The 24,530-nt window shown below is 68.2% G+C and carries 28 protein-coding genes and 6 pseudogenes; 20 read left to right on the forward strand and 14 right to left on the reverse strand.

The window, feature by feature from the left end:
* Window positions 1-481 precede the first annotated feature (481 nt).
* Window positions 482-895, forward strand: coding sequence for a hypothetical protein (locus A6P39_RS00795; RefSeq protein ID WP_331454064.1), 414 nt, complete (start codon window positions 482-484; stop codon window positions 893-895).
* Here the strand turns inward: A6P39_RS00795 and A6P39_RS00800 are convergent.
* Complete coding sequence (locus A6P39_RS00800) at window positions 819-1,121, reverse strand: WhiB family transcriptional regulator (RefSeq protein WP_067039972.1); 303 nt, start codon at window positions 1,119-1,121, stop codon at window positions 819-821. The genes A6P39_RS00795 and A6P39_RS00800 overlap by 77 nt on opposite strands.
* A gap of 573 nt (window positions 1,122-1,694) precedes the next feature.
* On the opposite strand from A6P39_RS00800, the gene A6P39_RS00805 reads away from it, so the two are divergent.
* The 3 genes from A6P39_RS00805 to istB all read left to right on the forward strand — a co-directional run bounded on the left by A6P39_RS00805 (window position 1,695) and on the right by istB (window position 4,797).
* Window positions 1,695-1,988: a hypothetical protein gene (locus A6P39_RS00805; protein ID WP_067039984.1), complete on the forward strand. Its 294-nt coding sequence runs from the start codon at window positions 1,695-1,697 to the stop codon at window positions 1,986-1,988.
* 623 nt (window positions 1,989-2,611) lie between these two features.
* Window positions 2,612-4,030, forward strand: a complete 1,419-nt coding sequence (gene istA, locus A6P39_RS00810) for an IS21 family transposase (protein WP_067039969.1) — start codon at window positions 2,612-2,614, stop codon at window positions 4,028-4,030.
* Complete coding sequence (gene istB / locus A6P39_RS00815; RefSeq protein ID WP_067039965.1) at window positions 4,027-4,797, forward strand: IS21-like element helper ATPase IstB; 771 nt, start codon at window positions 4,027-4,029, stop codon at window positions 4,795-4,797. The genes istA and istB overlap by 4 nt, the downstream gene beginning before the upstream one ends.
* 676 nt (window positions 4,798-5,473) lie before the next feature.
* Here istB and A6P39_RS00820 read toward each other — a convergent pair.
* A pseudogene (locus A6P39_RS00820) lies at window positions 5,474-6,744 on the reverse strand (IS256 family transposase).
* 202 nt (window positions 6,745-6,946) lie between these two features.
* On the opposite strand from A6P39_RS00820, the gene A6P39_RS00825 reads away from it, so the two are divergent.
* The 3 genes from A6P39_RS00825 (at window position 6,947) to A6P39_RS00835 (ending at window position 8,147) form a co-directional block, all read left to right on the forward strand.
* On the forward strand, window positions 6,947-7,117 hold the full coding sequence (locus A6P39_RS00825) for a hydrophobic protein (RefSeq protein WP_067040255.1): 171 nt from the start codon (window positions 6,947-6,949) through the stop codon (window positions 7,115-7,117).
* 247 nt (window positions 7,118-7,364) lie between these two features.
* Entirely contained in the window at window positions 7,365-7,844 is a 480-nt protein-coding gene (locus A6P39_RS00830) for an ATP-binding protein (protein ID WP_067040252.1), read from the forward strand.
* 105 nt (window positions 7,845-7,949) lie between these two features.
* The gene (locus A6P39_RS00835; protein ID WP_067040268.1) at window positions 7,950-8,147 is read left to right on the forward strand and encodes a hypothetical protein; all 198 of its coding nucleotides are present in this window, start codon (window positions 7,950-7,952) and stop codon (window positions 8,145-8,147) included.
* Between the two features lie 166 nt (window positions 8,148-8,313).
* Here the strand turns inward: A6P39_RS00835 and A6P39_RS00840 are convergent, their stop codons facing one another.
* Window positions 8,314-8,532, reverse strand: coding sequence for a hypothetical protein (locus tag A6P39_RS00840; protein ID WP_067040248.1), 219 nt, complete (start codon window positions 8,530-8,532; stop codon window positions 8,314-8,316).
* A gap of 474 nt (window positions 8,533-9,006) precedes the next feature.
* On the opposite strand from A6P39_RS00840, the pseudogene A6P39_RS00845 reads away from it, so the two are divergent.
* A pseudogene (locus A6P39_RS00845) lies at window positions 9,007-9,715 on the forward strand (sigma-70 family RNA polymerase sigma factor); the annotation flags it as partial.
* Between the two features lie 19 nt (window positions 9,716-9,734).
* On the opposite strand, the gene A6P39_RS00850 reads toward A6P39_RS00845, so the two are convergent.
* Window positions 9,735-10,070: an ANTAR domain-containing protein gene (locus A6P39_RS00850; RefSeq protein ID WP_067040245.1), complete on the reverse strand. Its 336-nt coding sequence runs from the start codon at window positions 10,068-10,070 to the stop codon at window positions 9,735-9,737.
* Between the two features lie 70 nt (window positions 10,071-10,140).
* Here A6P39_RS00850 and A6P39_RS00855 point away from each other — a divergent pair.
* Window positions 10,141-10,461 (forward strand): annotated as a pseudogene (locus tag A6P39_RS00855) (Mu transposase domain-containing protein); the annotation flags it as partial.
* 193 nt (window positions 10,462-10,654) lie between these two features.
* Here the strand turns inward: A6P39_RS00855 and A6P39_RS00860 are convergent.
* The 4 genes and pseudogenes from A6P39_RS00860 to A6P39_RS00870 form a co-directional block, all read right to left on the reverse strand.
* Window positions 10,655-10,837 carry a cold shock domain-containing protein gene (locus tag A6P39_RS00860; protein ID WP_067040242.1) on the reverse strand — a complete coding sequence of 61 codons (183 nt, stop codon included), beginning with the start codon at window positions 10,835-10,837 and terminating at the stop codon, window positions 10,655-10,657.
* Window positions 10,838-10,860: 23 nt separating this feature from the next.
* Window positions 10,861-10,920: pseudogene (locus A6P39_RS45270) on the reverse strand (hypothetical protein); the annotation flags it as partial.
* A 259-nt stretch (window positions 10,921-11,179) separates the two neighbouring features.
* Window positions 11,180-12,034: a SigB/SigF/SigG family RNA polymerase sigma factor gene (locus tag A6P39_RS00865; protein WP_067040239.1), complete on the reverse strand. Its 855-nt coding sequence runs from the start codon at window positions 12,032-12,034 to the stop codon at window positions 11,180-11,182.
* A gap of 211 nt (window positions 12,035-12,245) precedes the next feature.
* Entirely contained in the window at window positions 12,246-12,518 is a 273-nt protein-coding gene (locus A6P39_RS00870; RefSeq protein ID WP_331454065.1) for a DUF5133 domain-containing protein, read from the reverse strand.
* Between the two features lie 120 nt (window positions 12,519-12,638).
* Here A6P39_RS00870 and A6P39_RS00875 point away from each other — a divergent pair.
* The 3 genes and pseudogenes from A6P39_RS00875 (at window position 12,639) to A6P39_RS00885 (ending at window position 14,653) form a co-directional block, all read left to right on the forward strand.
* A pseudogene (locus tag A6P39_RS00875) lies at window positions 12,639-13,005 on the forward strand (ANTAR domain-containing protein).
* A 292-nt stretch (window positions 13,006-13,297) separates the two neighbouring features.
* Complete coding sequence (locus A6P39_RS00880; RefSeq protein ID WP_199840690.1) at window positions 13,298-13,750, forward strand: hypothetical protein; 453 nt, start codon at window positions 13,298-13,300, stop codon at window positions 13,748-13,750.
* Between the two features lie 69 nt (window positions 13,751-13,819).
* Window positions 13,820-14,653 carry a transposase family protein gene (locus A6P39_RS00885; protein ID WP_067040234.1) on the forward strand — a complete coding sequence of 278 codons (834 nt, stop codon included), beginning with the start codon at window positions 13,820-13,822 and terminating at the stop codon, window positions 14,651-14,653.
* Between the two features lie 117 nt (window positions 14,654-14,770).
* Here the strand turns inward: A6P39_RS00885 and A6P39_RS00890 are convergent, their stop codons facing one another.
* Window positions 14,771-15,652 (reverse strand): SDR family oxidoreductase, encoded by an 882-nt coding sequence (locus A6P39_RS00890; protein ID WP_067040231.1) that lies wholly within the window; start codon window positions 15,650-15,652, stop codon window positions 14,771-14,773.
* Between the two features lie 88 nt (window positions 15,653-15,740).
* Here A6P39_RS00890 and A6P39_RS00895 point away from each other — a divergent pair, with 88 nt between their 5' ends.
* Entirely contained in the window at window positions 15,741-16,319 is a 579-nt protein-coding gene (locus tag A6P39_RS00895; RefSeq protein WP_067040228.1) for a TetR/AcrR family transcriptional regulator, read from the forward strand.
* A 289-nt stretch (window positions 16,320-16,608) separates the two neighbouring features.
* Window positions 16,609-16,716, forward strand: coding sequence for a DUF6233 domain-containing protein (locus A6P39_RS00900; RefSeq protein ID WP_267893288.1), 108 nt, complete (start codon window positions 16,609-16,611; stop codon window positions 16,714-16,716).
* Window positions 16,717-16,721: 5 nt separating this feature from the next.
* Here the strand turns inward: A6P39_RS00900 and A6P39_RS00905 are convergent, their stop codons facing one another.
* Both A6P39_RS00905 and ku read right to left on the reverse strand, forming a co-directional pair.
* Window positions 16,722-17,081: a low affinity iron permease family protein gene (locus tag A6P39_RS00905; protein ID WP_067040225.1), complete on the reverse strand. Its 360-nt coding sequence runs from the start codon at window positions 17,079-17,081 to the stop codon at window positions 16,722-16,724.
* A 12-nt stretch (window positions 17,082-17,093) separates the two neighbouring features.
* Window positions 17,094-18,017: a non-homologous end joining protein Ku gene (gene ku / locus A6P39_RS00910; RefSeq protein WP_067040222.1), complete on the reverse strand. Its 924-nt coding sequence runs from the start codon at window positions 18,015-18,017 to the stop codon at window positions 17,094-17,096.
* A gap of 95 nt (window positions 18,018-18,112) precedes the next feature.
* On the opposite strand from ku, the gene A6P39_RS00915 reads away from it, so the two are divergent.
* The 4 genes and pseudogenes from A6P39_RS00915 to A6P39_RS00930 all read left to right on the forward strand — a co-directional run bounded on the left by A6P39_RS00915 (window position 18,113) and on the right by A6P39_RS00930 (window position 21,075).
* Window positions 18,113-18,325 carry a hypothetical protein gene (locus A6P39_RS00915; RefSeq protein ID WP_067040219.1) on the forward strand — a complete coding sequence of 71 codons (213 nt, stop codon included), beginning with the start codon at window positions 18,113-18,115 and terminating at the stop codon, window positions 18,323-18,325.
* A 51-nt stretch (window positions 18,326-18,376) separates the two neighbouring features.
* The gene (locus A6P39_RS00920; protein ID WP_159395955.1) at window positions 18,377-18,655 is read left to right on the forward strand and encodes a hypothetical protein; all 279 of its coding nucleotides are present in this window, start codon (window positions 18,377-18,379) and stop codon (window positions 18,653-18,655) included.
* Window positions 18,656-18,777: 122 nt separating this feature from the next.
* Window positions 18,778-19,194, forward strand: a pseudogene (locus tag A6P39_RS00925) (helix-turn-helix domain-containing protein); the annotation flags it as partial.
* 846 nt (window positions 19,195-20,040) lie between these two features.
* Window positions 20,041-21,075 carry an alpha/beta fold hydrolase gene (locus A6P39_RS00930; RefSeq protein WP_067040262.1) on the forward strand — a complete coding sequence of 345 codons (1,035 nt, stop codon included), beginning with the start codon at window positions 20,041-20,043 and terminating at the stop codon, window positions 21,073-21,075.
* 153 nt (window positions 21,076-21,228) lie between these two features.
* Here A6P39_RS00930 and A6P39_RS00935 read toward each other — a convergent pair whose 3' ends face one another.
* From A6P39_RS00935 to A6P39_RS00945, 3 genes are all read right to left on the reverse strand, one after another.
* On the reverse strand, window positions 21,229-21,723 hold the full coding sequence (locus A6P39_RS00935; RefSeq protein ID WP_267893287.1) for an SDR family NAD(P)-dependent oxidoreductase: 495 nt from the start codon (window positions 21,721-21,723) through the stop codon (window positions 21,229-21,231).
* A 13-nt stretch (window positions 21,724-21,736) separates the two neighbouring features.
* Entirely contained in the window at window positions 21,737-21,862 is a 126-nt protein-coding gene (locus A6P39_RS00940; protein ID WP_267893286.1) for an SDR family NAD(P)-dependent oxidoreductase, read from the reverse strand.
* 122 nt (window positions 21,863-21,984) lie between these two features.
* A complete protein-coding gene (locus A6P39_RS00945) occupies window positions 21,985-22,944 on the reverse strand; it encodes an SDR family NAD(P)-dependent oxidoreductase (protein WP_067040209.1) in 960 nt (319 codons plus the stop codon).
* A gap of 160 nt (window positions 22,945-23,104) precedes the next feature.
* Between A6P39_RS00945 and A6P39_RS00950 the strand changes: the two genes are divergently transcribed.
* Window positions 23,105-23,689: a TetR/AcrR family transcriptional regulator gene (locus A6P39_RS00950; RefSeq protein WP_079133162.1), complete on the forward strand. Its 585-nt coding sequence runs from the start codon at window positions 23,105-23,107 to the stop codon at window positions 23,687-23,689.
* Window positions 23,690-23,759: 70 nt separating this feature from the next.
* Window positions 23,760-24,014, forward strand: coding sequence for a hypothetical protein (locus A6P39_RS00955; RefSeq protein WP_067040206.1), 255 nt, complete (start codon window positions 23,760-23,762; stop codon window positions 24,012-24,014).
* The last annotated feature ends 516 nt before the right edge of the window (window positions 24,015-24,530 follow it).

Genomic DNA, 24,530 nt, shown 5'->3' on the forward strand with positions numbered 1-24,530 from the left:
GAGCGGTTTCAGAAACTTGCCCTGATCGCTTTGGAGTACCTGCGACGGACCGCCACGGCCAGGCTGGTCATCCGGAGAAGAAGGCCACGGCGAATGGCACCACTGGCCGGTGCGGCACACACCAATACCTCGTCACCGCGCGCCAGCCCGCGACATCGTTACTCAACCGAACCCTATGAAACAACCCCAGGTTGATCACCCAATACATAATTCAGAGCACATGAGAGGCCCGCTGTCCCCCGTCAGTGGGCCCGCATGTGAGCGGCCCGTCGCCCCCCGTCGGCGGGCCGCATAACCCGCCTGAGCCGACCGCGCCCTAGGAACGGCGATGCCAGACATGGAGCCTCCGCGAACTTGCGATGCGGGCCAAAAGGCTGGTGCGACCGGTTCTCAGGGTGCTTGTGCTGGCCGTAGGCAGGAGTCGCGGAGTGATCGTCCGCCCGGCCACCGGTAGCGGACGTTCACGCACAGGGCGGGCGCTTTGTGGGAGACGCCCGTCGAGCACGAGCCCTGGCCGCTGCGCGCGGCGCACTTCGACGACCTCGCCGAGAGCGTGACCCGTGCGGCAGGACTGCCCTCGCCCGCCGACGAGCCGGGCGCACTTCTCCGACGGGGTGCGCAAGGTCCACCTCGGTCTCTCACGGCCAGTGCGGCCGCAGTCAAGGAGGCAGGGATGAACCCCATCTGGGGACTTTCGTTTGGATCGCCTCGCGGACCAAAGGAAGATGCCCGCGATGTGGAGTCCGGCCAGGTAGATGGTTGCGGTCTTGCAGTCATAGCGGGTGGCGATGCCTACCCGGTGGCCATGGCCCAGTCGTTCAACCGCTGGCACTCGAGCGTTCGCGCCGTGTGTGCTCGGCGCGGGCCGCCTCGAGCAGACCGCGCCATGACGTGACGGTGGGCCGTCGACCCAGCAGGGCACGGCGCTCACGTTCCGTCATGCCTCCCCAGATGCCGTGCTCGATACGGCGGTCAAGGGCGAAGGCCAGGCATTCGGTGCGCACCGGGCAGCCGCTGCAGACAGTCTTCGCACGGTTTTGGGCCGCGCCTTCGACGAACAGCTCGTCCGGGGCAATGCCACGGCACACCGCGTAGGCACGCCATTCCTCATCCGCAATCACGCAGACGCCGTCCTCTCCCCCACCTCATCCCGCCGTCTGCCTCCCGGCGGGGTGCTCAGCGCTGACCGTACGACGACTGCACGAGGCAGAAATCCCGCGGCCAGCGACAATCCTTTCGGGCGACCTGTCCCTGATCCGTAGCGGCCGCAGCAGACCGCCACCACGCCACGCGGCGGGCGGCTCGAAGAACAGCCGCGACAGCTCCCGGGCGCCCTTCGGTGCCACCTGGGAGGGATCTGCGACCTGAGGCAGACCGACTGCGTCCGTGTCCGTCTTCGCCGCGGTCATCGTCATCATGATGCACCCCTCCCCATCGCTGCACGTTGCCGGCCTGCCTCGGGCCGACGACCGCGCGCTTTCCCCGACATCCACTAGCCATGCACACCCCGGATAAGAAAGGTGCCGCCTGACCGATGGCCGGCCAGCACGACACTCTCTTTGCCACCACGCCACCGGCGGACAGGCATGAGAGGACCGGGCGGGGGCAGACGCACCAACCGGAACAAATTGTTCCGCATCGGCGTGCGGCCCGCGCCGCACGCCGAACGCACGAGGGGGCTGAGTGAGGAGGAGATGAGCATGAAGGTGACGCGACGAATCGCGAACGCAGGCGTGTGTGCCGCGATCGCCGGAGGCGTTGTCCTGGCCGGCAGCTCGGCGATGGCGGCCACTCCCGCGGCGGCACAGCATTACCCGGTCCTGACCAGCACCACGGCCGCCGTCGAAAGCCACAACACGCCCCGGCAGCCCGCGGATCCCTGGATCGCCGGCCAACTGGCAGCCTTCTACCCTTCGGCCGCCCACCGGCTGGCCGCGTTCGACCCCTGGGTCAAGGATCAGCTGGCCCTCTCGCATCCCGGCAAGTGAGCGCGAGGCAAGTGAGCGCGAGGGGCGGCGGGACTTTCCCTTCTACCTCAAGGAGCCAACCTCTCCAGAGCTGAGGTGGCCCTCGACACCGTCCCCGCGCCCTGCCGGCCCCGACCACCCTCGCCTGACCGCGGCAGCACAACTCGACGCGGCGGCGAACGTCCACCGTGTCGCCTGCCAGGAACGAAGCCTCGCCAGGCCGCCATGCGTCAGCCCTGGTGATGGCAACTCCCCGTGCCCGCGTCGACTGAGTGACAGGCCCGGGACCCGGAGGCCATCTCGACGCCGGCGAGGTGGGGCAGGCCTGCGATGGGCAGCTCGGCCCGCAGGTACCGGCGCCGGCTCCGGATGGTGAAACCCGCGGCCCGAAGAGCTTCCCCGGTGGCCCGGCGGCGCTCCGGCAGACCGACTAGACCCCGGGACAGAGCGCACGCCAGCGTAAAGGCGTGCAGGGGCCGACTGTCGCAGCACTCAAGCGCCTGGGCGATCAGAGCCTGGGCTGTCGGCGTACACGTGAACGTACATAGCCGCGTACGGATGAACGTGCAGAGTTCTTGATGTGCTGAGGGCTGAGATTCGCCACTCTGCTGCCTGTTGTTCGAGGTCGCAGAGAGGGGTGGGCCGTGGTCTTGGATCCGCAGCGCTGGCTGGAACTGCGGCGCTTTCGCGGCCTGGTCGAGTCCGGAGCCATGAGCCTGACCGAGGTCGCCAAGGAGACTGGGCTCAACTGGCGGACGGTCAGCAAGTACTTGTCCGCTGACGGGCCTGCGTCGCCTCCACGCCGGACGGCGAACGGGCGGCCTCGCGCCAGGGTCATCGACGAGTTCGCGCCGCTGATCGACTCGATGCTGCGGGCGGAGATCCTGATGAAGGCCGCCGTCATCCACGAACGGCTGGCGAACGAGTACGGGTTCACAGGCAACTACCAGCGGACCAAACTCTACGTCCAGGAAGCGCGTCCCAGGATCGCCGAGGAACTCGGCATCACGCCGAAGGAACTGGCGGGCATGCACCGGCGTTTCGAGGTGATTCCCGGTGCCCAAGCCCAGGTGGACTGGGGTGACGAAGGCAAGATCCTCGCCCACCTGGGCATCCCGAAGGTCTACTCCTTCCACATGACGCTGTCGTACTCCCGCGACCCGTTCTGCTGCTTCACCACCAGCCAGGACCTGCAGACCTTCTTCGACTGCCACCGAAGGGCCTTCACGCACTTCGGCGGGGTGCCGATGACGATCGTCTACGACCGGACCAAGACCGTCGTGCGCCGCCACGTCGCCCCCGGTGAGGCGGTCCCCCTGCACCCCGAAGCGGTCGGCTTCGCCGGCCACTACGACTTCGACATCGATGTGCTGGCCGCCTACCGGCCCACCGGCAAGGGCCGCGTCGAACGCCAGGTGCTGATCATCCGCGACCACGTCCTGTCCGGACGGGCCTTCTCCTCCGTCGAGGAGATGGACGCCGCCTTCGCAGCCTGGGTGCCGCAGCGGCGATCCCAGATCCACAAGACGCACCGGGAGGTCATCGGCGAGCGGGCGGCCCGCGACCACGCGGCCCTCAAACCGCTCCCGCCGACCCCGTATCTGGTGGCCGAACGGCACCTGCGGCCGGTGGGCAAAGACTGCCTGGTCGCCTTCGGCGGCAACCTCTACTCGGTCCCCGCCCGCAAGGTCCGTCCTCGCCAGCTGATTGAGGTCCACGCCACGAAGTCCCAGGTCATGCTCCACTCGACCGTTGCTGACACCGGCGGGAACACGCTGCTGGCCGTTCATGAACGGGCGGTCGGCCGCGGTGTCCGCGTCGTCGAGGAGACGCACTGGGACGGCCTGCCCACCGGCAAGGGCCGCCGCACCACCACCGGCGACGTCCCGGCTCAGCCCCGGCGCGAGCCGACCCCGGGCCGGGAGGCCGGGCCGCTGCAGGCCCTGCTGAACCGGGCCGCAGTCACCCGGGTCGAGGTCGGCCGCCGTCCGCTGTCGGTCTACGACGAGCTGACCGGCACCCGCCCCTTCACCATCCACCCGAGCACGAGGGAAACGTCTTGAGCGAGCTGGTCAGCACCCGCATCCGCAGCACGGCCGGCAAGCTGGGCCTGCCTCACCTGGCCGAAGCCATCAACGAGTACATCCGGCGGGCCGACGAAGGGAAGATGGGCTATCTCGACTTCCTCGACCTGGTGCTGTCCGAGGAACTCGCCGTCCGTGACGACCGCCGCTTCCGCCAGGGCCTGCGGCTGTCGAGGCTGCCGCACCACAAAACGCTCGATGAGTACGACTTCTCCTTCCAGCCAGACCTCGACCCGCGCAAGGTCAAGGACCTTGCCACCCTCTCGTTCGTCGAGGCCAAGGCCAACGCCGCCCTGCTCGGCCCGCCCGGGGTCGGCAAGACACACATCGCCGTCGCCCTCGCGGTTGCTGCCTGCCGGGCCGGCTACTCGATCTACTTCACCAGCCTCGACGACATGGTCCGCAACCTCAAAACCGCCGAGACCGCCGGACGGCTCCTGAACAAGCTCGGTACCTACCTGCGGCCCAGCGTTCTTGTTGTCGATGAAGTCGGCTACCAGCCCCTCGAACGAGCCGAGGCCAACTTGGTCTTCCAGGTGATCTCCAAACGCTACGAGAAGGGGTCGATCATCCTGACCTCGAACAAGACCTTCAGCGAATGGGGACAGGTGTTCGGAGACGAGGTCCTCGCCACCGCCATCCTCGACCGCCTCCTCCACCACTGCGAGGTGATCTCCATCAACGGCCCCAGCTACCGACTGAAGAATCGCCTCAAAGCTATCGAGCGCGAGACCGAAGTCGCCTAACACCTCTGCACGTTCATCCGTACGCACCTCTGCACTTCAGCTCGTACGCCGACATGGGCCGTGGAAAAGTCCTCACGGCAGTGCAGCCACAACAGCAACGCCGAGCCGTCACCCGGCTGCCCGACGCAGGAGACGACACCGGCGAATACGGCCCCCGAAGCCCCAAAGCGTGCCCCGCATGCCGCACCACCCAGCAGACGTAAGACCGCGCCCCATACCAACAACCACTCAACCTGATCACGGTCACCGCAAGTGACGCGACCCGATCACCCAGCCCGCTATCTGACAAAGCCGCAGACCAGACCCCACACAGCGAGGCCCACACCCCCACCCGTGCCCCGCCGAAACACCCACGCCCCGACCACACCAGCACGCCAAACTGATCAACGCAGGCCAGCCCACCAGCCACTGATCAGAAAAGCCGCCACCGGACATGTGGGTGACGAAAGACAGGCACAGGTCGGGACGACGAGCCACCATCTGCTGGTCGCGGACCGCGGGCCTGGTCGTAGTGGCGGGCTGTGTCGGCGGCCACCGGGGCTGACACCAGGCGTGCCTCGTCCGTCAGCTGAAGGCGTGCGACCCATTCGCTCACGAAGCGGTCGACCACACTCTCGCAGCCGTGTTTCAGGACACCTGCGGGGCGTGTCAGCGACTTTGTGTAAGTCGGTTGGTTTCATTGGATGCTGAGCCGGTCCTCGAAGAACAGTGAGAACTGGTTGAGTGCCTCTTTCCAGTGTGCGGCGACGTGGTTCGCGTCGCGCGCTTTGGGGTTGATCTGCTCGCGGACGGCGAGGTAGAGGACCTTCAACGCGGCCTGCTCCGAGGGGAAATGACCGCGGTTGCGGGTGGCCTTACGGAGCCGCGAGTTGATCGACTCGACCATGTTCGTGGAGTAGACAACGGTCCTTATGGCCGGCGGGAACGCGAGGTAAGGCGTGAACTCCGGCCAGGCCGCCCGCCAGGTCCGCACGATCGCGGGGTAGCGTTCGCCCAGCTCAGAGGTCTCGAATGCGTCGAGGGCCTGTTCGGCGGCCTGCTCGGTCGGGGCCGTGTAGATGGCCTTGAGTGCCGGGACCAGCTTGGGGTGGTCGCGCACCGACGACAGCCTCAGCGAGGCTCTGGTCAGGTGGATCACGCAGGTCTGGACGGTGGCCTTGGGCCAGGTCGCCGTGACCGCGTCGGGCAGGCCTTTCAGCCCGTCGCAGGCGACGATGCACACGTCCTCGATGCCCCGGTTCCGCAGTTCGGACAAGACCGCCATCCAGGTGGTGGCGCCCTCGCCCTCGGAGCCGACCCACAAGCCCAGAACGTCCTTGCGGCCGTCCATGTCCACGCCGACGGCCAGGTAGACCGGCTTCGAGGTCACCGAGCCGCAGCGGATCTTCACCCACAGGGCGTCGATGTAGATGATGGGCCAGACAGCGTCGAGGGGCCGGTTCTGCCAGGTCACGAGCCGTCGACCACCGCGTCGGTGACCTTGCTGATCAGGTCGGGGCTGACCTCGACCCCGTAGATCTGAGCGAGATGGGAGCGGATGTCCCGCACGCTCATCCCTCGCGCGTAGAGCGAGAGGATCCGGTCGTTGAAGCCCGCGAGCCGACGGGCGTTCTTCGGGACCAGTCGTGGTTCGAAGTCGCCGTTGCGGTCCCGCGGCACCGCCAAAGTGACCGCGCCGGCATCCGTGAAAACCGTTTTGGGTGACGTGCCGTTGCGGGAGTTCCCCGACCCGTGACCAGCGGGATCACCGCGTTCGTAGCCGAGGTGTCCACTCATCTCGGCCTCCAGAGCCCGCTCCAGAACAGCCTTGGTGATCTCCGTCAGCAGCCCGCCCTCACCGAGCAAAGCCGCCCCAGAGGCGTCGGCGCTGTTCAGCAGCCGCTCGACGACCTCGTCGACCATCGCCTCCCCGGCCGCCGCGGCGACCGGTTCTGTCTTCTCCGCCATGACTTGTCCGATCCGCCTGGCCAAGGACCCGAGGCCGAGCCCACGGCCAGGCTGTCATGTCACGGACTTACACGATCTTTCAGACACGCTCCACCTGCGGCGTTGGGGTTCATTCACTGCCCTTCATTCGGCGGAAGTAACTCGTATTTGTGTGCTTGTAGGGTCGAAGTAAGGGTATCCGGTGGCCAGGAGGTTGATAACGATGGTTCCCCTGCTTCTGGTCCTTCTGCTGGCTCTGATCCTTTTCGGCGCGGGTTTCGCGCTGAAGGCACTGTGGTGGATCGCGGTGGTCGTGCTCATTGTGTGGCTGCTGGGCTTCGTCGTCCGCTCCGCGGACAGCGGTGGTCGAAGGGGCCGTTGGTACCGCTGGTAGACGGGGGCGCCTGAGCGCGAGGAGCATGCCGCGCGCAAAGAAGTGGGGTCTGGCCGGACGCGGCCAGACCCCACATGCGTGGTGTCGGTGATCCTGGCACAGCCAGGTCTTCGCCGGGAATCGCTGCCCCACATATGCCGGGTGATGCCATGGTGAGACGGAACCCACACTGAGGCAGTAGGCGTTACCTGTCTTGGCGGGGGTATACGCGCGTGCGTGGTGTGAACGGGTGGTGAAGGCGGCTGCGATGGAATCAGTGCCCGTGGGCGAGGGCGGCGCCACGCAGGGCGAGCAGGCCATTCAGACCACGATGGCCTTGGACGGTGACGGCACGGTCATTGCGCGGTCCCGTCATCTGGCTGCTGAGTTCCTCGCTCGCGTGCAGGCCGACCACGGGCTGCCGGTCTCTCAGCGTGCTATGGATCTGGCCCAGCTGGTGGTCAGCGAGCTGGTCACCAACGCCCACAAGTACGCTCCGGGGCCGGTGCCGCTGGATTTTCGGATCGCCGGTGACATGGTCGAGGTCGTGGTGTGGGACTCCGATCCGGTGCTGCCGATCGCCAAGGCCGCGGACGTCGGCCGTGTGGGGCAGCACGGCCTGGAGATCGTCATGGCCGTCTGCCAGGGCTTCGAATTGCAGCGGGAACCGGTCGGCAAGCGCATCACTGCCCGCATCGCCCTGCTGGACGACTCGGGCGGGGCGGTCACCGGACGCCGCCCCTTGTAGGCAGAGCCGGCCAAGGGCCACGGGACCTTCACGTAAGCGGGCTGGTAACCGGATGCGGGTGCGGGCACCCGTCTGCGGCCGTCTTTCGTGAGGGGGCCCGATACCGTGGTCATCGTTGCCTGCATGCTGCTGCCCATGGTGGCGTTGGTGCTGTACGGGATGGACCGTGTCGAGGACTGGCTGACCCACGCCTCGCAGCCATCCCGTCGCGCCCGCCGCCGGCACCTGCTCCTGATCCAGGGGGGCAGACAAGTGCCCCTTATGCGTCGGCAGACCGATCAGAAACGGTCCGACGCCGCCTGAGGGACGCCAGCAGTGGCCGACAAGGGCGATTGCCGTGTGAGTGGGGCCGGGCAGCAACCTCGTGACGGCGCTGGCGAGCGAGTCAGAGGGTCAACGAAGGGGCAGAGCGCAGAGATCGGCCGGCGTTCGTTCGGATCACTCACGCATTGATACGGCGGTAGGAAGCTCAGCCGAGTGCGAGCAGCACGGTGGCTGCGGCCGCGCCCAGTAGACCGGCAACCTGGCGCCGGTCTACCTGCTCGTGCAGCACGGTCCGTCCCAGGATCACGGGTAGCGCCGGGTACAGGGAGGCGAGGACGACGGCGACCGCGAGCATCTGCCGTTGAGTTGCGAGCAGGTACAGAATCAGTGCCAGGGCCGCGCCCGCTCCGGTCAGGAAGTGCACCCATTCGCTGTGTAGTGCCCCGATGGGCGGGGTCCAAGGCACTGGTGGGTTTCCGGCGCCTTGCGGTGGCCTCGAGGAAGATACCGGCGGTGCCGCTGCCGTTGAGGCAGCTCGACGTGGTTGGTTCACCGGCGTGCTTGTAGCGGTCGGTGCAGGTTGAGCCACGTCCGTTGAGGTGGTGCGGCCGTCCTGCTGGTAGGACTTCGTCGGCATCGAGCCCATGGCACCGAAAGCGTCGGAGCAGCCGGGGCGGTGCGGGATACCTGGATGCCTGGTTTGCGGGGGTGACCGGAGGGCAGGCGGGGTTTCGTGCTTCGGACCGCAGGCGCACGCCCGCGGGAAGTCCCGACTGCTGGCCCGGTCCAGCGTCACGGCGACTTCCTGTGAGGCAAACCCCTGACAGTACCGTTGGGGTCGGCCCCGCAAGCGCCGTCTTCGGGGACGCCCCTGAGATCGTTTCGGGAGCGATTCCGCATGCCGACCGACACATCGATGAGCCGCCCCGGCACGCCCCACGACGACCCTCGGCGGAACGCCTGCGCGGCGCACCCATGACGACGCCCCCGATACCGCGGGCCTGTTCGCCCGGCTGGCGCACCTGGACGACGGCCCCGAGCGGGACGCCGTGCGCGACGAACTCGTGGGCGCCTGGCTGCCCATGGCGCACCGGATCGCCTCCCACTTCCGCGACCGCGGCGAGTCGATCGAGGACCTGCGGCAGGTGGCGGCTTTGGGACTGGTCAAGGCAGTCGACCGGTTCGACCCCTCCCGCGGCGCCTTCGAGAGCTACGCCGTGCCGACCATCACCGGCGAGGTCAAGCGGCACTTCCGGGACCGGATGTGGGCCCTGCAGGTGCCCCGCCGGGTGCAAGAGCTGCGCCATCGCGTTCGCGTGGCCCGCCGGGAACTCGCCCAGAATCCGGGCAGCCCCGAACCGAGCGTGGCCGCCATCGCCGCCCACACTGGCCTCGCCGAGGACGAAGTCGCGGCGGGTATGGAGGCGCTGGAGAGTTTCAGCGCCCTGTCCCTGGACGCCGAACTGACCACCGGCGACGACGGCTACAGCCTCGCCGACACGGTGGCCGCCACCGACGGCTCCTACGACCTCATGGTCGACCACGAGGCCGCAAAGGCGGGGCTGCGCCGCCTGCCCGAGCGGGAACGAGCCACCCTCTCCATGCGTGTTGTGTCTCGGGCCCGGTTCACTTCGGGGGTGGAGCCCCGGGGATCTCCGTCGGGCCGTGGCGGTCGAGAGTCTCTTCCAGTTCGGCCCGGATGTCGGAGGGCATCTCTCCCGTGCGGCCCCAGATGAGGATCAGTTCCGCGACGTTGCGCAGTTTGATGTTCGTGTGCTGGGAGACCTCCTTCAGGACCTCCAAGGCCTGATCCGGGGACACCCGGCCCCAGGCGACGACCATCCCCATCGCCTGGTCCACGACCTGGTGCGAGGTGACGGCTTCCTTGAGCTGGTCGACCTGTTCCTCCAGCTCGACGATACGGTCTGTCTCATCACCGGCGGGGTCGGGATCCTTTGCCACCGGGCCATTCTCACCCTCAAGCGCGTGCTCGGGCACAGACGCGACCGGACGGGCTTGGGATTCCTCGGCCGAGCGGGCCAACGGCTATCTGGAAACCAGCTTCCTGCCCGGCCGCATCTTCGCCTCGCCGACCGACTTCAACATCCAGCTCGCCGACTGGCTGGCCAAGGCCAACCGGCGCATCCACCGCACCTTGCAGGCCCGCCCGGCCGACCGGATCGAGACGGACAAGGCCAGGATGCTGCCGCTACCGCCGGTCGATCCACCGGGCTGGTGGCGAACCTCGCTCCGACTGCTACGCGACCACTACGTCCGCATCGACACCAACGACTACTCCATCCACCCTCTGGCGATCCGCCGCAACGAGGTGAAGGCCGACCTGGACCAGGTCCTGGCCCTCTTCGAAGCCGACACGGGCGCAGGGTTTCCCGTCGCACCGGAGCTTGAGCAATCTCGGCGATCCTTGAGCGATCGAGCCATGGACGCCAAACGGTCCCCACCACGTGTAGCGCGGGTCGAGGTTGAGAGGCTCCGGACGAAGACCAGGCACTCTGCGCCCGGCCCCGTGCCAGCGGGAGTGTGGCCTACTGATCGAAGACCACGACGTTCTCGGCCTGGGGCCCCTTCGCTCCCTGCACCAGGTCGAATTCGACGCGGTCGTTGTCCATGAGGGATTTGAAGCCGTGGGACTGAATCGCGGAGAAGTGCACGAAGACGTCCGGCCCGCCGTCGTCCTGGCTACGGCATACGGAACCGAGCGGAGCCACAGCACAGCGCCGCGCTCCCTGGCCCGGCGGCTCGCGGCCAACAGGGCGCTGAGGCCGGCGCAGTCGCAGAACGCAACACCCACCAGGTCGACGACGGTGCGCGGGTAGGTCGCGGCCTACTGAAGAGCGTGGCGCAGCTCTCCGGCAGGCGACCACGTCCAGTTCGCCGGCTACGGTCACCACGCAGTGGTCGGGCCCTGGCGCGTGGAGCGTGACGCGCAACGGCTTGAGCACAGCGCCTTCTCTCTGCTGATGCTCGCGTGCTTTCAGGGGACACCCGTGGCGAAGCGATGTCCAGACGATCCGTCCGAGAACCGCAGGCTGCTCCGGCGGCAGCTGGTGTCACGCCGCGAGGCGGTCCCCGGGCCGCTCGGCCAGGGCTTCGGCGCGGATGCGGGCGCAGCTGCGGCTGATGAGGCGGGAGACGTGCATCTGGGAGATGCCGAGCCGGTCGGCGATGCGGCTCTGCGTCGCGTCCTCGAAGAAACGCATGTAGAGGATGGCCCGCTCCCGCTCGGGCAGCCGGCGCAGGCCGGCCTTGGCTGCCTCTCGGTCCACCACGAGGTCGTACGAGGCGTCGGGGGCGCCGAGGGTGTCGGCGAGGCTGTAGTCCTGGTCGCCGGTGGACGGTTCGGCGTCCAGCGACAGGGTGCTGAAGCTCTCCATCGCCTCCAGGCCGGTGTTCACCTCCTCCTCGCTGAGACCGGCGTGAGCGGCGATGGCGGCGACGGTGGGTTCGGCACCGCCTGGCTGCTGGGCGAGTTCCCTGCGAGAGACCCGCACCCGGTTGCGTAGTTCCTGCACCCGGCGGGGCACCCGCAGGGCCCACATCCGGTCGCGGAAGTGCCTCTTGACCTCGCCGGTGATGGTCGGCACGGCGTAGCTCTCGAAAGCCCCCCGGGAGGGGTCGAACCGGTCCACGGCCCTCACCAGCCCGAGGGCGGCCACCTGACGCAGATCCTCCACGGACTCCCCGCGGTCACGGAAGCGGCCGGCGATCCGGTGGGCCATGGGCAGCCAGGCGGCGACGAGTTCGCCGCGCACGGCGTCCCGCTCCGGGCCGTCGTCCAGCTCCATGAATCGGGCGAAGAGCTGGGCGGTGTCGGGGGCGTCGTCGTGGCTGTGTCGGCTGGCGGGTGAGGCGGCGGTGGCGGTCTCGGGCGTAGCGGGGTGGTGCGTCGACGGGTCGGTCAGCATACGGATTCGCTCCTGAACGGGTTTTCAGGGCGGTCCCGAAGACAACGTTCGTTTCAGGGGCCGGCCCGAACAGTGCTGTCAGGGTCTGCCGCAGAGGAGCCACCGAGGCTGCCGGTCAGTGCCGGCCCTCGACCTTCCTCCGCTGGCATGCGCCTCCGGTCCGAAGCACGAAAGCCCGCCTGCCCTTCGACACGGCAGGCAAACCCCCTCTTCATCCTGATGGGTGAAGAGGCCGGCGCCGTACCAGGGAGTCGGCCAGCTGCCGGCGGGCCACGAACAGCGCTGCGTCCAGTTGACGGGTGCCGGTGACGACGCACAGCGTGTACGTCGCATCCTCGAGCTTGCGGGCGGTCTCCGCGCTGCCGCCGCCCTGTGCCAGGCTCCGCCTGAGGCTTTCGCACCGCTCGACCAGCTCCCGCAGGAGCGACGGATCTGCCATCACCACGGTGACCGCCTCCGTCCCGGCCCGCCCGGACTGCCTCATCCCTGCCACGGTCGCAGGCATCCGGCACCACCGCACCCCGGACTCGCACGAACCTCAGGGCCCCACCCATACAGGACTCGTGCCCGCATGACGGAAGTCCGATAGGTGACAGCCTGTGCCATGGTGCACGGCTGTACCGAGGGTGAGAATGGCCGGGTGGCACAGGATCCCGACCCGTCCGGCGAGGAGACAGACCGCATCTTCGAGCTGGAGCAAGAGGTCGACCATCTCAAGGAAGCGATCACCTCGCATCAGGTCGTGACCAGGCGATGGGCATGGTCGTCGCCCTGGGCCGGGTGTCACCGGATCAGGCATGGGAGGTCCTCAAGGAGGTCTCCCAGCACACGAACATCAAACTGCGCAACGTCGCGGAACTGATCCTCATCTGGGGACGCATGGGAGAGATGCCCGCAGACATCCGGGCCGAACTGGAAGACGCCTCGACCGCCACGGCCCGACGGAAATCCCCGGAACGCCCCCGGAATGAGCGGGTCCTGGACCGAACTCCACCGGCGGCCCAGCCCGTTGCGGCGACGAGCTTCGAAACCGGCCAGGTCTCACCGGATCGCCCAGTTTTCCGGATCGCCGCCATGCCACTCGATGACATCGCACTGAGCCTCCGCCAACTTGAAATCACAGGTCAAAGGGCTGGCCTGACCGGCTCTCGGAGTGCTTGTACTGGTCGTCGGCGGCAGTCTGCGGAGTAGATCGTTTGCCAGAGCTGGAGGGCTCGCTGATTCCTGCTCGCCGGGGCCAGGCGGCCTTCTACCATCCGAGGCATGGATCCCGAATTGTTGGAACGGATCACCGCACGGCGTGCGGAGCTGGACGAACGTGAGAAAGTGCTCGCCAAGGAACTGGCGGAGGTGCGGGCCGAGCGGGACGAGCTCGCCGTCGCGGAGCGGGTTCTTGAGCGGGTGTGCGAACAACTCGCCGACGAACGCGCCTCGGCCGCGCCGGCGCCCGGGCAGGTGGGCGGACGGACGGTGATGCTGATCCCGCACCGCACGCCGGACATGGAGGAGACCATGCTCCCGCCGGACTACCAGCGCATTCTCGCCGCCGTGCGACAGGCGGCCGGACCGGTCATGGCCCGGCAGGTCGGCGATGCCCTGGGAATCGATGTCAGCGTGCGGTCCAAACTGGAGCCTCTGCGCGGGAAGCTGGTCAGACTCGTCGACCGCGGCTGGCTGCGCAAACTGCCCGACGGCCGCTTCACCACCCGCTTGTGACTTGGCCTGCCGCCTGCGATCGCGCGGCGCGGGCGTAACCACGGTGCCCCCGGCGGCCGTTGGATTTGTGTGACGAAAACCAAAAAGCACGCCGAGGAAACCTGCCCGTTTGTCTACCAGTGCCGCTTGCCGCTGTCTACGCGAACCGTCAACCACCTTGCCGATCTGCTGCGATGTCACCTGAAAGTAATCCGGTCCAGGTGGCGGATCCTGCCGCCTGGCAAGATCGCGGTGGTCGTCCTGGCCGTGCTGCGCCACGACCAGCGCCTGGCCGACATGGCCGGCGGCAACAATGTGTCCGAGTCCACCGTCCGCCGCTGGCGCGACGAGCTGATCGCCCTCCTCGCCGCGCAGGCACCGCGCCTGGACCGCAGCCTGAAGAAGGTCGCCAGGCAGGGCGGGGAGGTGGTACTGATCGACGGCACTCTCATCGCCACCCAGCGCCGCACCGGAAAAGCCGACCGGCGCAACTACTCAGGTAAACACCACCGGCACGGCCTGCACTTCCTCGCTCTGACCGACGAGCGGGGCCGGCTGATCTGGATATCCGCCGCCCGGCCCGGCCGCACTCACGACATCACCGCCGCCCGCCAGGATCACATCCTGGCCCACCTGCGCGCCGCCGGCCTCGGTGCCTTGGCGGACCTGGGCTTTCGCGGCTTGGACAACGACGTACTCGATCCTGTGATCGTCACCGGCTTCCATGCCAGCCGCACCCACAAGCTCACCCCCGGCCAGAAGACCGCCAACCGGGTCCTCGCCGTCGGACGGGCACCGGTCGAACACGGCTTCGCCCACCTCAAGAACTGGCGGATCCTCACCAAGCTCCGCACCGACCCCGCCCATGCGACCCGCCTCCTGCGCGCCTTGCTCGTCCTGATGGACTTCGAAGTCAATCGCTGACGGATCTGCTCAGCAGACAGTCACCACGACAACTTCGAGTATCCCGGCACCGGGCTCCAGCCCTTTGCCAGTAACTCATTGAGCCGAGCACAGACGGTCCCCTCGAGCCGGTGTGCGTCAGGGCTGAATGTTCTCCAGGTCCTCGAGGAGGCTGGAGTGGGTGGGCTGCCACCCGAGGGCATCGCGGGTGTGGGCGCTGGACGCCGGCTGGTCCATGGCGAAAATCGGACCGAACGGGCCGAAGTTGTCCTGCGGAACCTCCTCGACCGGCAGGCCCAGTCGCCGGCCGATGACTGTGGCGATGTCCCGCACCGCGTCGCCCTCGTCGCCGACGGCATGCCAGGCCGTCCCGGCCGGCGCGGACTCAAGGGCCAGGCGGAACAGGACCGCTGCGTCGAGCGCGTGCACGGCCGGCCAGCGCTGGGTGCCGTCGCCCGGATAGCCGGCCACCCCGGTGCGGCGCGCCTGATCGGTCAACAGGCCGGCGAATCCCCCCTTGCCCTCGTTGTGGACCGTGCGCGGCATACGGACAGCCGTGCTGCGCACACCGCGCGAGGCGAGGTCCAGCAGCGCGTTGACCGAACGGCCCCGACCGCCCACCGGTCCGTCGGTCGGCAGCGGATCGGCCTCGGTGGAGGCCCGCCCCGGCACCCATGGCGTGCCGGAGACCGTGACGATCGGGCGGTCGCTTCCGATGAGTTCCTGCCCCAGCACGGTGAGAGCGGCGCTCTCCTCGGCGATGGCCTGGGCGAGTGCGTCCGGACTGCTGTAGTCGCGTCCGAACGCCAGACTGATCACGCCGTCGCACTGCGCCGCGCCGGACCGCAGAGCGTCGAGGTCGGCCAGGTCTCCCCGCAGCACTTTGGCACCAGCGCGCTCAAGGGCCTGCGCGGAGCCGTCCGAACGAGCCAGTGCGAGAACGGTGTGGCCGCTGCCGAGCAGTTCGGCGACGACGGCCGAGCCGATGGTGCCGGTACCGCCGGTGACGAAGACATGCATGAGTTCTCCCTGAAAGTGATGGGACTCTTGTCCCATCACTGACTCTACACGGTGACGGGACAGGTGTCCCATCACCTATCCTGGTCTCATGGCTAGATGGCAACCAGGGGCGGCCGAGCGACTCGTCGCTGCGGCCGTCGACCTGTTCACCGAGCAGGGGTACGACGCCACCACGGTGACGCAGATCGCCGAGCGCGCCGGCGTCACCAAGAGCACCTTCTTCCGATACTTCTCCGACAAGCGCGAGTTGCTGGTCGCCGGGCAGGAGACGCTGAGCAGGCTGCTCGCCGACGGCATCACCGAGGCCCCCGCGAGCGCCAGCCCGCTCCAGGCGGTAGCAGCCGGTCTCGAGCGCGCGTCGAGTGCCATGGGACCGGCGAACCGCGAACTCGGCCCCCGCCTCAAAGCAGCCGTGGCAGCCAGCACCGAACTGCAAGAGCGCGACGCCCTCAAGAGCGTCGGCCTCGCGGCCACCATGACAGCCGCGCTCATCGCCCGTGGCGTCCCCGACCCGACCGCGCACCTCGCGGCCGAGCTGGGAGTCCTCGCGTTCAAACGGGGATACGCCCAGTGGTCCGAAAGCGATCGTGATGGCACCGAAGGGCTCGCGCCACACGCCCTGGCAGCCCTGGAAGACCTGCGTGCGGCAACTGCATCGCTGGGCTGATCGACGCCGCTCGGCTGTCGCCAGCCGGGCCCTGTCGGCGCTACGGGCACTTCGCCCGTCGACCGCCTCCGGGACGCCGTGCTCGTCCTGACAAACCTCGGAGCCGATCGCTGACAGATGACCTACTGCGCAGACAGTCACCCACGACCAGCGTGAGCACCCCGAGAGCCGGTCACGCCAGCCCTTTGACCCGCGGCTTCAAGTTGGCGGAGGCTCAGTCGGCCACATCCACCTCGTCGCCGCACTCGACGCCGGCACCTCGCAGCAGAACCGCCAGGTCATGCAGTGAGTGTGCCGTGCCGAGAGCCCTCTCACCGATGCACTCGACGCACTGCGGGATCAGGTGCCGGCGTGCCCCCACTGCCGGCCGGACACCGCACTCGGCATCCTCGACTGAGCCGATCAGACATCCTCTTCCATCCCGATCGCCCGGCGAAGATCCTCCTGCACTTTCCGGGCCTCGCCCTCCCCCTGCTCGAGCAGCGCCGTCGCGATCGCATCCAGCTTCCGCTGAATCGCGTGCTCAGCGCGCCGCTCCGCATTCTTCAGCAAAGCCAGCAACAGCAGATTCACGCACGTCATCAGGTCGCCGGCCAGCAATTGCTGCTGCACTGAGAGCCCCGCAGCATGCGCGGCCACGAAGAAGGCGACCAGCAGCACACAGAACGCGTAGAACACCGGCGCGCTGGTCACGTTCGACGCGATCTCGGCGAACCGCTCGAACCTGCCCTTGCGCCCCTCGGCGGGATGCCGAATCACCATCGCGGGCGCGCCTCAGGCACTCCGTGGCTTTCGGCCCGGCGTCTTCTTCGCCGCGGTCTTCCTGGCAGCTGTCTTCTTCGCCGGCTGCTTCTTCGTGGCAGTCTTCTTCTTCGGCTTCGCCAGCTCGTGCACTTCGGCCGGTCCGGCGTCCTCGCCGCGAGCCTCTTTCGCCTTCTGTACGGAAGCGTTCAGCGCAGCCATGAGGTCGAGCACCTGGGCCGGCTGCTCCGGCTCCGGCGCCGTGGGCAGCGGCTTCTGCTCACGCTTGGCCTCGATGATCTGCGCGATCGCCTCGGTGTAGTGGTCGGTGAACTCCTCGCCCTCGAGTGCGTCGACCGTCATGGTGTCCATGAGGGCGAGCGCGCCGTCAATCTCGTCCTCGGACACCTCCGTCGGTGCCGGGAGCAGCTCGGTGGGGTCGCGGATCTCATCGGGCCACAGCAGTTCCTGCAGGACCAGGGCGTCGCCACGGACCCGGAGCATGCCCAGCCTCTCCCGGCCGCTCCACGCGTACTTCGCGATGGCCACCTTGCTGGAGCGGCGCAACGCTTCGACGAGGAGCTTGTACGGCTTCGCGGCCACCTGCCCGCCGGCGGCGAGGTAGTACCCGGCGCCCATACGGATCGGATCGATATCCTCCAGCGGCGCGAACGCATCGATCTCGACCGCCTTCGCCGTCGGCAGCGGCAGGTTGCTCAGTTCCTCGTCCGTGATCGGGATGACCCGGTCCCGGGTCAGCTCATATCCCTTGCCGATCTCGGACTGGTCGACCTCGCGGTCCTCCAGCTCGCACACCTTCCGGTAGCGCACCCGGCCCATGTCCTCCAGGTGGTACTGGTGAAAACGGATGCTGTGATCTTCGGTCGCGCTCACCACGTTGATCGGAACGGTCACGAGACCGAAGCTGATGGCGCCTGACCAGATGGTTCGGGGCATCGGTAGACCTCCCTGAGTGCCCCGAGCACGACCAGCCTACGAACGGCACCGGCGTCCCGCATGCGCGCTCCCGGCGGCCGCCCCACCCTGGATGAGTGACCGGGACACCGAAGGTCGTCGTCTACCCGCCGGCCGAGGACGGTGGCCGGCGGGTCCGCGTCGTCGGCGGGGAGTACAACCTGCAGTGGGCGCGCTGCCTCAAGGCGGCCGTCACCGCGCACGCCGAGGCGTCCAGGGAGGACAGGTTAGAGCTGGAGCAGGCCGCGAAGAAGGCGGTCCGGCACGCCGAGGGGGATCCGGCCGGGTAGCCGCCGGTGCCGGCCAGCCCACTGCCGTCGGTACACGCCTACGCTTGGGGTGTGGGCGTGCGAATGTCGTGGGCGTGGGAGGTGGACGGGATGGCGGGCGCCGATTTCGCGTCCGTCGACGATGCCGCCACGGCCATGGCCAAGAGCGTGGAACTGGCAGCCTCTCACTTCGGGACGGACCGGCAGCGAGAAGTGGTCCGCTCGTGCGTGATCCCCATGAGCGACCGCATGCGCACCGAGGGCGCCCACACCCTCGCCGAGGGCCACAGGTGGTTCGGCGAGTGCCAGGGCCTGTACGTGCGGATGAACCCCGGGGGACGCGACAGCTAGCAGAGCCTCTAGGTGTGCTGTCCCGGGACGTTGGTGACACGCGGACTGGGTGCTTGAACAGGTGAGGGCCTTCTGGGTTCGGTGTGGATTGCGACATCTGCACCAGCGCTCAGCAGGCCCTCGTGTCCCACCGTAATGCCCCGCTGACGCCGACGGACAGGCTGCGTCTGGCCCGGTGTGTCGTCGAGGGCGGCTGGCCGCTGCGACGGGCCGCGGAACGCTTCCAGGTCAGCCACACCACCGCCGCGCGTTGGAGCAGCCGCTACCGCCGGCACGGTGCAGCGGGGATGCAGGACCGCTCCAGTCGGCCGCTCCGATCGCCGCGACAGACCCCGGCCGCCGTGGAAGAGCAGGTCGTCCGGCTGCGACGCGAGCACCGGATCGGTCCGGTGCGGCTGGCCGCGAGGACGGGCCTCGCCGCCTCCACCGCCCACCGCATCCTCGTTCGGCACCGTCTGCCCGTCCTGGCCGCCTGCGACCGGGCCACCGGCGAACCCGTCCGCCGCTACGAACGCGCCCGGCCCGGCGAACTGATCCACGGCACCGGCCCCCGCTTTGCCGCGGACGCTGCGGTCACGTCACAAGTGACCCGCGAACGGGGTCAGGCCCGAATCGATCAAGACGAGTGATGATCCGCCGGGGAAAGGCTCCGTCATCACCGAAAACAAACTTCCCCGATGCCGAGCGACACTACAGATACGTCATTCTCCAGGCGCCGTTCCCGGTCGACGAATATGTCTCGACCCTGTGAGCATATTCGCTGTGAATTTCTTTCTTCTCCCTTCAGCAGTACGTCGACGTAAAATATCACAGCCCCTTGGAAACAAGAAGCAGGTCTACGATGAGGACAGGTGGCTACTATCCGTTTCCCGAGGTCGTACTATTCCACCCGTGCGCTCGAAATCCACTCGCCGCGACCGCCTGACCTACAATGATACCCCGTGATTTTCGGCTCAGATATCACGGTCGTGCGAATTTCAAATAGAACCACACCGCCCAGTGACACGACCCTCGTACACGAGATATGTGAGGTGACGACCGTCATGGTCGAGCAGGGAACACCGTCGCAGCCGCTCCAGACGCTGCTGCGGCACGCGGATGCCGCGTCCGACGAGGCCAATGCCGTTTATGTCGACCGCATGCCGGGTGACCACCGGAACCACTCAGACGGAGCAATGTGCACATGTCCCGTCACGTTGCGACGTCAGCCATACGAGTGTTCCATGGCAGAGGAGTGAAGCGGCGTGAGACCCCGGCCATGAAGGTCCTCGACCACGGAGATCAGACACATCCGACTGCCGGCCCCTGCCTCGGCGTCACGCCGTCCGTGGCCTGCCCGCGCCCTCCTCGAACAAGGAGATTCACCGATGGAGATACGCGGACCCATGCATAGCCGTCGTCAATTCCTCGGAGCCGCAGCCGCAACCGCTGTGACGGCCCAGTTCGCCATGTGGGACACTGCGCAGGCACAGTCGGAATCGCGAGAACATATGACTCATCCCGGGGTTGATCCTGCGAAACGGACGTCCTTTGGCCCGGTGAAGCAGATCCACGCCGGGGAACTCGACGTGGGGTACGTCGAAGCCGGACCGGCGAATGGGCAGGCGGTCGTGCTCATGCACGGCTGGCCCTACGACATTCACAGCTACGAGGCGGTCACGCCGTTGCTCGCGGCCAAGGGGTACAGGGTGATCGTCCCCTATCTGCGCGGCCATGGCACCACGCGATTCCTGTCGAGCAAAACGCCCAGGAACGCACAACAGTCGGCGTTCGCCGTCGACATCGTCGCGCTGATGGACGCCCTGAAGATCGACAAGGCCGTTCTCGCCGGGTACGACTGGGGATCGCGGACGGGCGACATCATTGCGGCCCTCTGGCCGGAGCGCTGCAAAGCACTGATCTCGGTGACCGGCTACCTCATTGTGAATGCCGAGGCCAACAAGATGCCGACGCCGCCGAAGAGCGAATGGGCCTGGTGGTATCAGTACTACTTCTCTACCGAAAGAGGCGTACTCGGCCTCCAGGAGTATCGGCGCGATCTGGCCAAACTGGTCTGGAAGTTCAACTCCCCGACCTGGAACTTCGACGAGGCGACCTTCGATCGGACGGCAGCGGCATTCGGCAACCCCGATTACGTCAGCATCGTGATCGACAACTACCGCTGGCGCCTAGGGCTCGCGAAGGGTCAGCCGCGGTATGACGAGCTGGAAAAGCGTCTGGCCGCGGCGCCGGTCATCAAGGTGCCGACGATCACCATCGACGGAGCGCACGATCCGTTCACCCCTCCGGGGAACGGGTCCGCGTATCGCAAGAAGTTCGCAGGCAAGTACGCGCACCGGACCCTGGGCGTAGGGCACAACGTTCCGCAGGAGGACCCGCAGGGGTTCGCGGCGGCTGTCGTGGAGGTCGACGGGTACTGACCGGTACGGCGCCGCGAGGGGCCCACCGGGTCTGCTCGGAAGCGCGGACGAAGACTTCGTTGACGGACACCCTGCGGTCACGCGTGACGACGAAGGCGACCGTGTCCGCGACGTCCTCGGGGCGCAGCATCTCCATCCCGGCCAGCTGCCGGCTCAACGACGCTCTGATCTCGTCCCGCGAGTGCGTGACGAACTCGGGTCCACCGTCCCGGGTTCGACCACGCTCACGCGCAGTCGCTTCCGCATGACCTCCTGGCGCAGGGCCTCGGTGAACCCGTTCACACCGAACTTGGTCATGCTGTAGACCGCCGTGCCTGGCCGTGCCACACGTCCCGCGGTGGAGCTGATGTTGACCAGGTCCGCAACCCGGCGGGGCGAGTCCTCCGCCGCGCTCAGCAGGTGCGGCAGCGCCGCGTGGGTGACATGGACCATGGCCTGGAGGTTCACCGTCAGCATGCGCTCCCATTCCTGGGCCGGCGTGTTCAGGACCGGTCCGGCCATGCCCACACCAGCGTTGTTGACGAGGATGTCCACGCGGCCGAGTTCGATCACCACACGTTCCACGGCGGCCGTCGCCTCTTCCGGGTCCGTGATGTCGGCATCCACCCCGAGGGCAGCCCCGCCCTCGGCGCGTATCTTCCCGGCCAACTCCTCGAGCCGGTCACGGCCGCCGGGCGACCAGGGCGACGGCGGCGCCCTCCGCGGCGAGGCTCAGGGCGGTTGCCTCGCCGATGCCGCTGCTGGCGCCGGTCACCAGGGCAACGGTGTTCTGCAGACGTGCGGACATGACTGTCTCCTTGATCTGGATCGAGATCGAAACCGGGGGTCGGAATGCGTGACGGCGGCGATGCGGTGGTGGCCGCCCGGTGCACGTTGCGGGCCCGCGGCTGCTGGTGCTGGACGGTGCCGTCAGGCGGCCGTGGAGACGGTCGTGAGCATGTCGAGGGAGACCTGCCACAGGCGGGCCGCGTTATGAAGGTCCACCGCGTGGGCGGCGACGCCCCGGCGCACACCAGGCCGGTGCGGGCCGGCCTCGTTGCAGTCCTCGAAGTACCGGCCGGTCACGCCCTCGGCCAACGGAGAGGCGGCGAGCAGCACCGAGGTCGCGGCACCCTGCTCGATGTTCTTCCAGGACACGTCGGTGCTGGTGGGGTCGAACGAGGCCGGGCTGTTGGAGATGTCCCCGATGTGGCGGCCGAGCCGGGTGCTGGTGATGCGGCCCGGGTTGAGGGCGTTGACGGCGATGAGGTCGGTCGCCCAGCGGCGGCCCGCCTCGACCGCGAACAGGACATTGGCGGTCTTGGACTGGCTGTAGGCAGCCCATGGGTCGTAGGGGCGCTGCTTGAAGTTGATGTCGTCGAAGATCACGCCGCCGTTGACGTGGCCGACCGAGCTGACGGCGACCACGCGTGCACCGTGGGCTGCTGTCAGGGCGCTGTGCAGACCGGTGGCGAGGGCGAAGTGGCCGAGGTGGTTGGTGGCGAACTGCATTTCCCAGCCTTCCTTCGTCCGCTCCAGCGGCGAGGCCATCACGCCGGCGTTGAGGACCAGGATGTGCAGCGGCCCCCGCCACGCCGCCACAAAGGCGTGCACCGAATTCTGATCGGCGAGGTCGAGCGGCGCGGCGTCGACCGTTCCCGGACCGTTTGCCGGTGCGATCTCCTCCGCGACCCGCACGCCGACGGCCAGGTCGCGGACGCCGATGGTCACCTCGGCGCCGGCGGCGGCCAGGACCCGGGCGGTTTCACGTCCGATGCCGGAAGCGCCCCCGGTGACGATGGCGCGCTGGCCGCTCAGGCCGATGCCTGCCAGTACCTCGGCGGCGGTCGTCTGCACCCCGAACGGGGTCGTGAGGAGGTTGTCGGTCATGGGTTCTCCAGGAAGGCGACGGGAACGGGAGGCGAGTGCGCGTCCGATGGCACGCAGCCAGGGGTGTCGTACCCTCATATCCGGAACTGATTCCGGTTACGCCATCGAGAGTAAGCGGAACCGGTTCCGGTTGCAAGCGTGACGAGGAAGGGAGTCGCCGGTGACCGGCATCGATGGGGGCTCGGCGCGGCCCGGCAGGCCGCTGCGCGCCGACGCGCAACGCAATGAGGACCGACTGCTGGAGGCGGCAGCGGACGCCTTCGCCCGTGAGGGAGCGGGCGCCTCAGTCAAGGACATCGCCCGTGCGGCAGGTGTCGGCGTCGGCACCCTCTACCGCCGGTTCCCCTCCAAGGAACTGCTGATCGAGGCGATCTACCGGCAAGAAGTACAGCGCCTGTGCGAGGCGGCACAGCACCTCACCGCCACGCAGTCACCGGTGGACGCGCTGCGGACCTGGATGGAGCGCTTCATCGACTTCATGGCCGCCAAGCAGGGCATGGCCGACGCGCTGGCCGTGGTCCTCACCGACGAGAGCGAGAAGGTACACACCCGGTCACTGCTCGCCGACGCCATCGCCCACCTGCTCGGCGCCGCGGAGGGGCAGTCGGTGGCACGGCCAGGGGTCGAGGCGCAGGACGTGCTGATGGCCCTCGGCGGAATCAGCCTCATGGCCGCCAGCGAAGAACGACGCGACCTGGCCACCAGACTCATCGACCTGCTCCTGCACGGCGTCGTGACGAGCTGACGCGATCCGCGCGACTGCCGCCCCGTCGACTCCCTCGACGCCGCGATGGCCATGACGCCGGGCGGACGACGTGGCAGTCGGTGCGGAGGCACCCCTGAACGCGGGAAGCGACCTGGGTGGCGTCGACGCTGGGTGGTCCGACGAGTCCACTCACCGCAGCCACCAGCAGGAGCTGCGGCAGGCCGTACCGACACGGCTCGCCGCGGCCTTGGGCGGTACCGGTGCCTTGCCGGTGTCGGTCGGCGAAGGGCGACTGCGCGTCTCCTTCGACGGCGGGATCCCGCTGCGGCGGGCCGACGCCGCGCACGGCACGTCGGTGCGCTGAGCACCCTCTCCGAGGCCCTCCGCACCGGCAAGGCGCAGCACCTTCCGCATCGGCAGGAGTGCATCCGCCGCCCGCGTCAGGACGTCACTGTGTCCCCGGTACGGCCATGACCTCGCCATGCCGGTCTTTCCCCTCGGCCCGGTCGGAGGCCGTAGCGCGACAGCGCGCCGGCGGATGGTCACCGCCGTTGTCGTCGAGGGCCCAGGCCCTGCGCGGCGGGCTGGCCGCCGAGGCGACCGCGGACCGGGTACTCGATGCCGCGTCCGAGGCCACGACGATGTGACGGTGCTGGTCGTGGGACGCGCCGAAGCGCGAAGTCGCGCACCCCGTCGGCGAGTCGTTAGCCTGAATTCATACTCTGGCACCGATGAGGTCCCCACCGATGTGTGGGGCGGGCCCGCCGGGCCGCGCGCGTCGGCGAGTGATCGTCCCATGGGGACGCCGGGCTCATACCTCCATATTCCGCCGGGCCCCGGGCCGGTCTGACCGTCGCAGGTTCTGATCAAGATCGCACTC

This window comes from Streptomyces sp. FXJ1.172, from assembly GCF_001636945.3.
Lineage (GTDB): Bacteria > Actinomycetota > Actinomycetes > Streptomycetales > Streptomycetaceae > Streptomyces.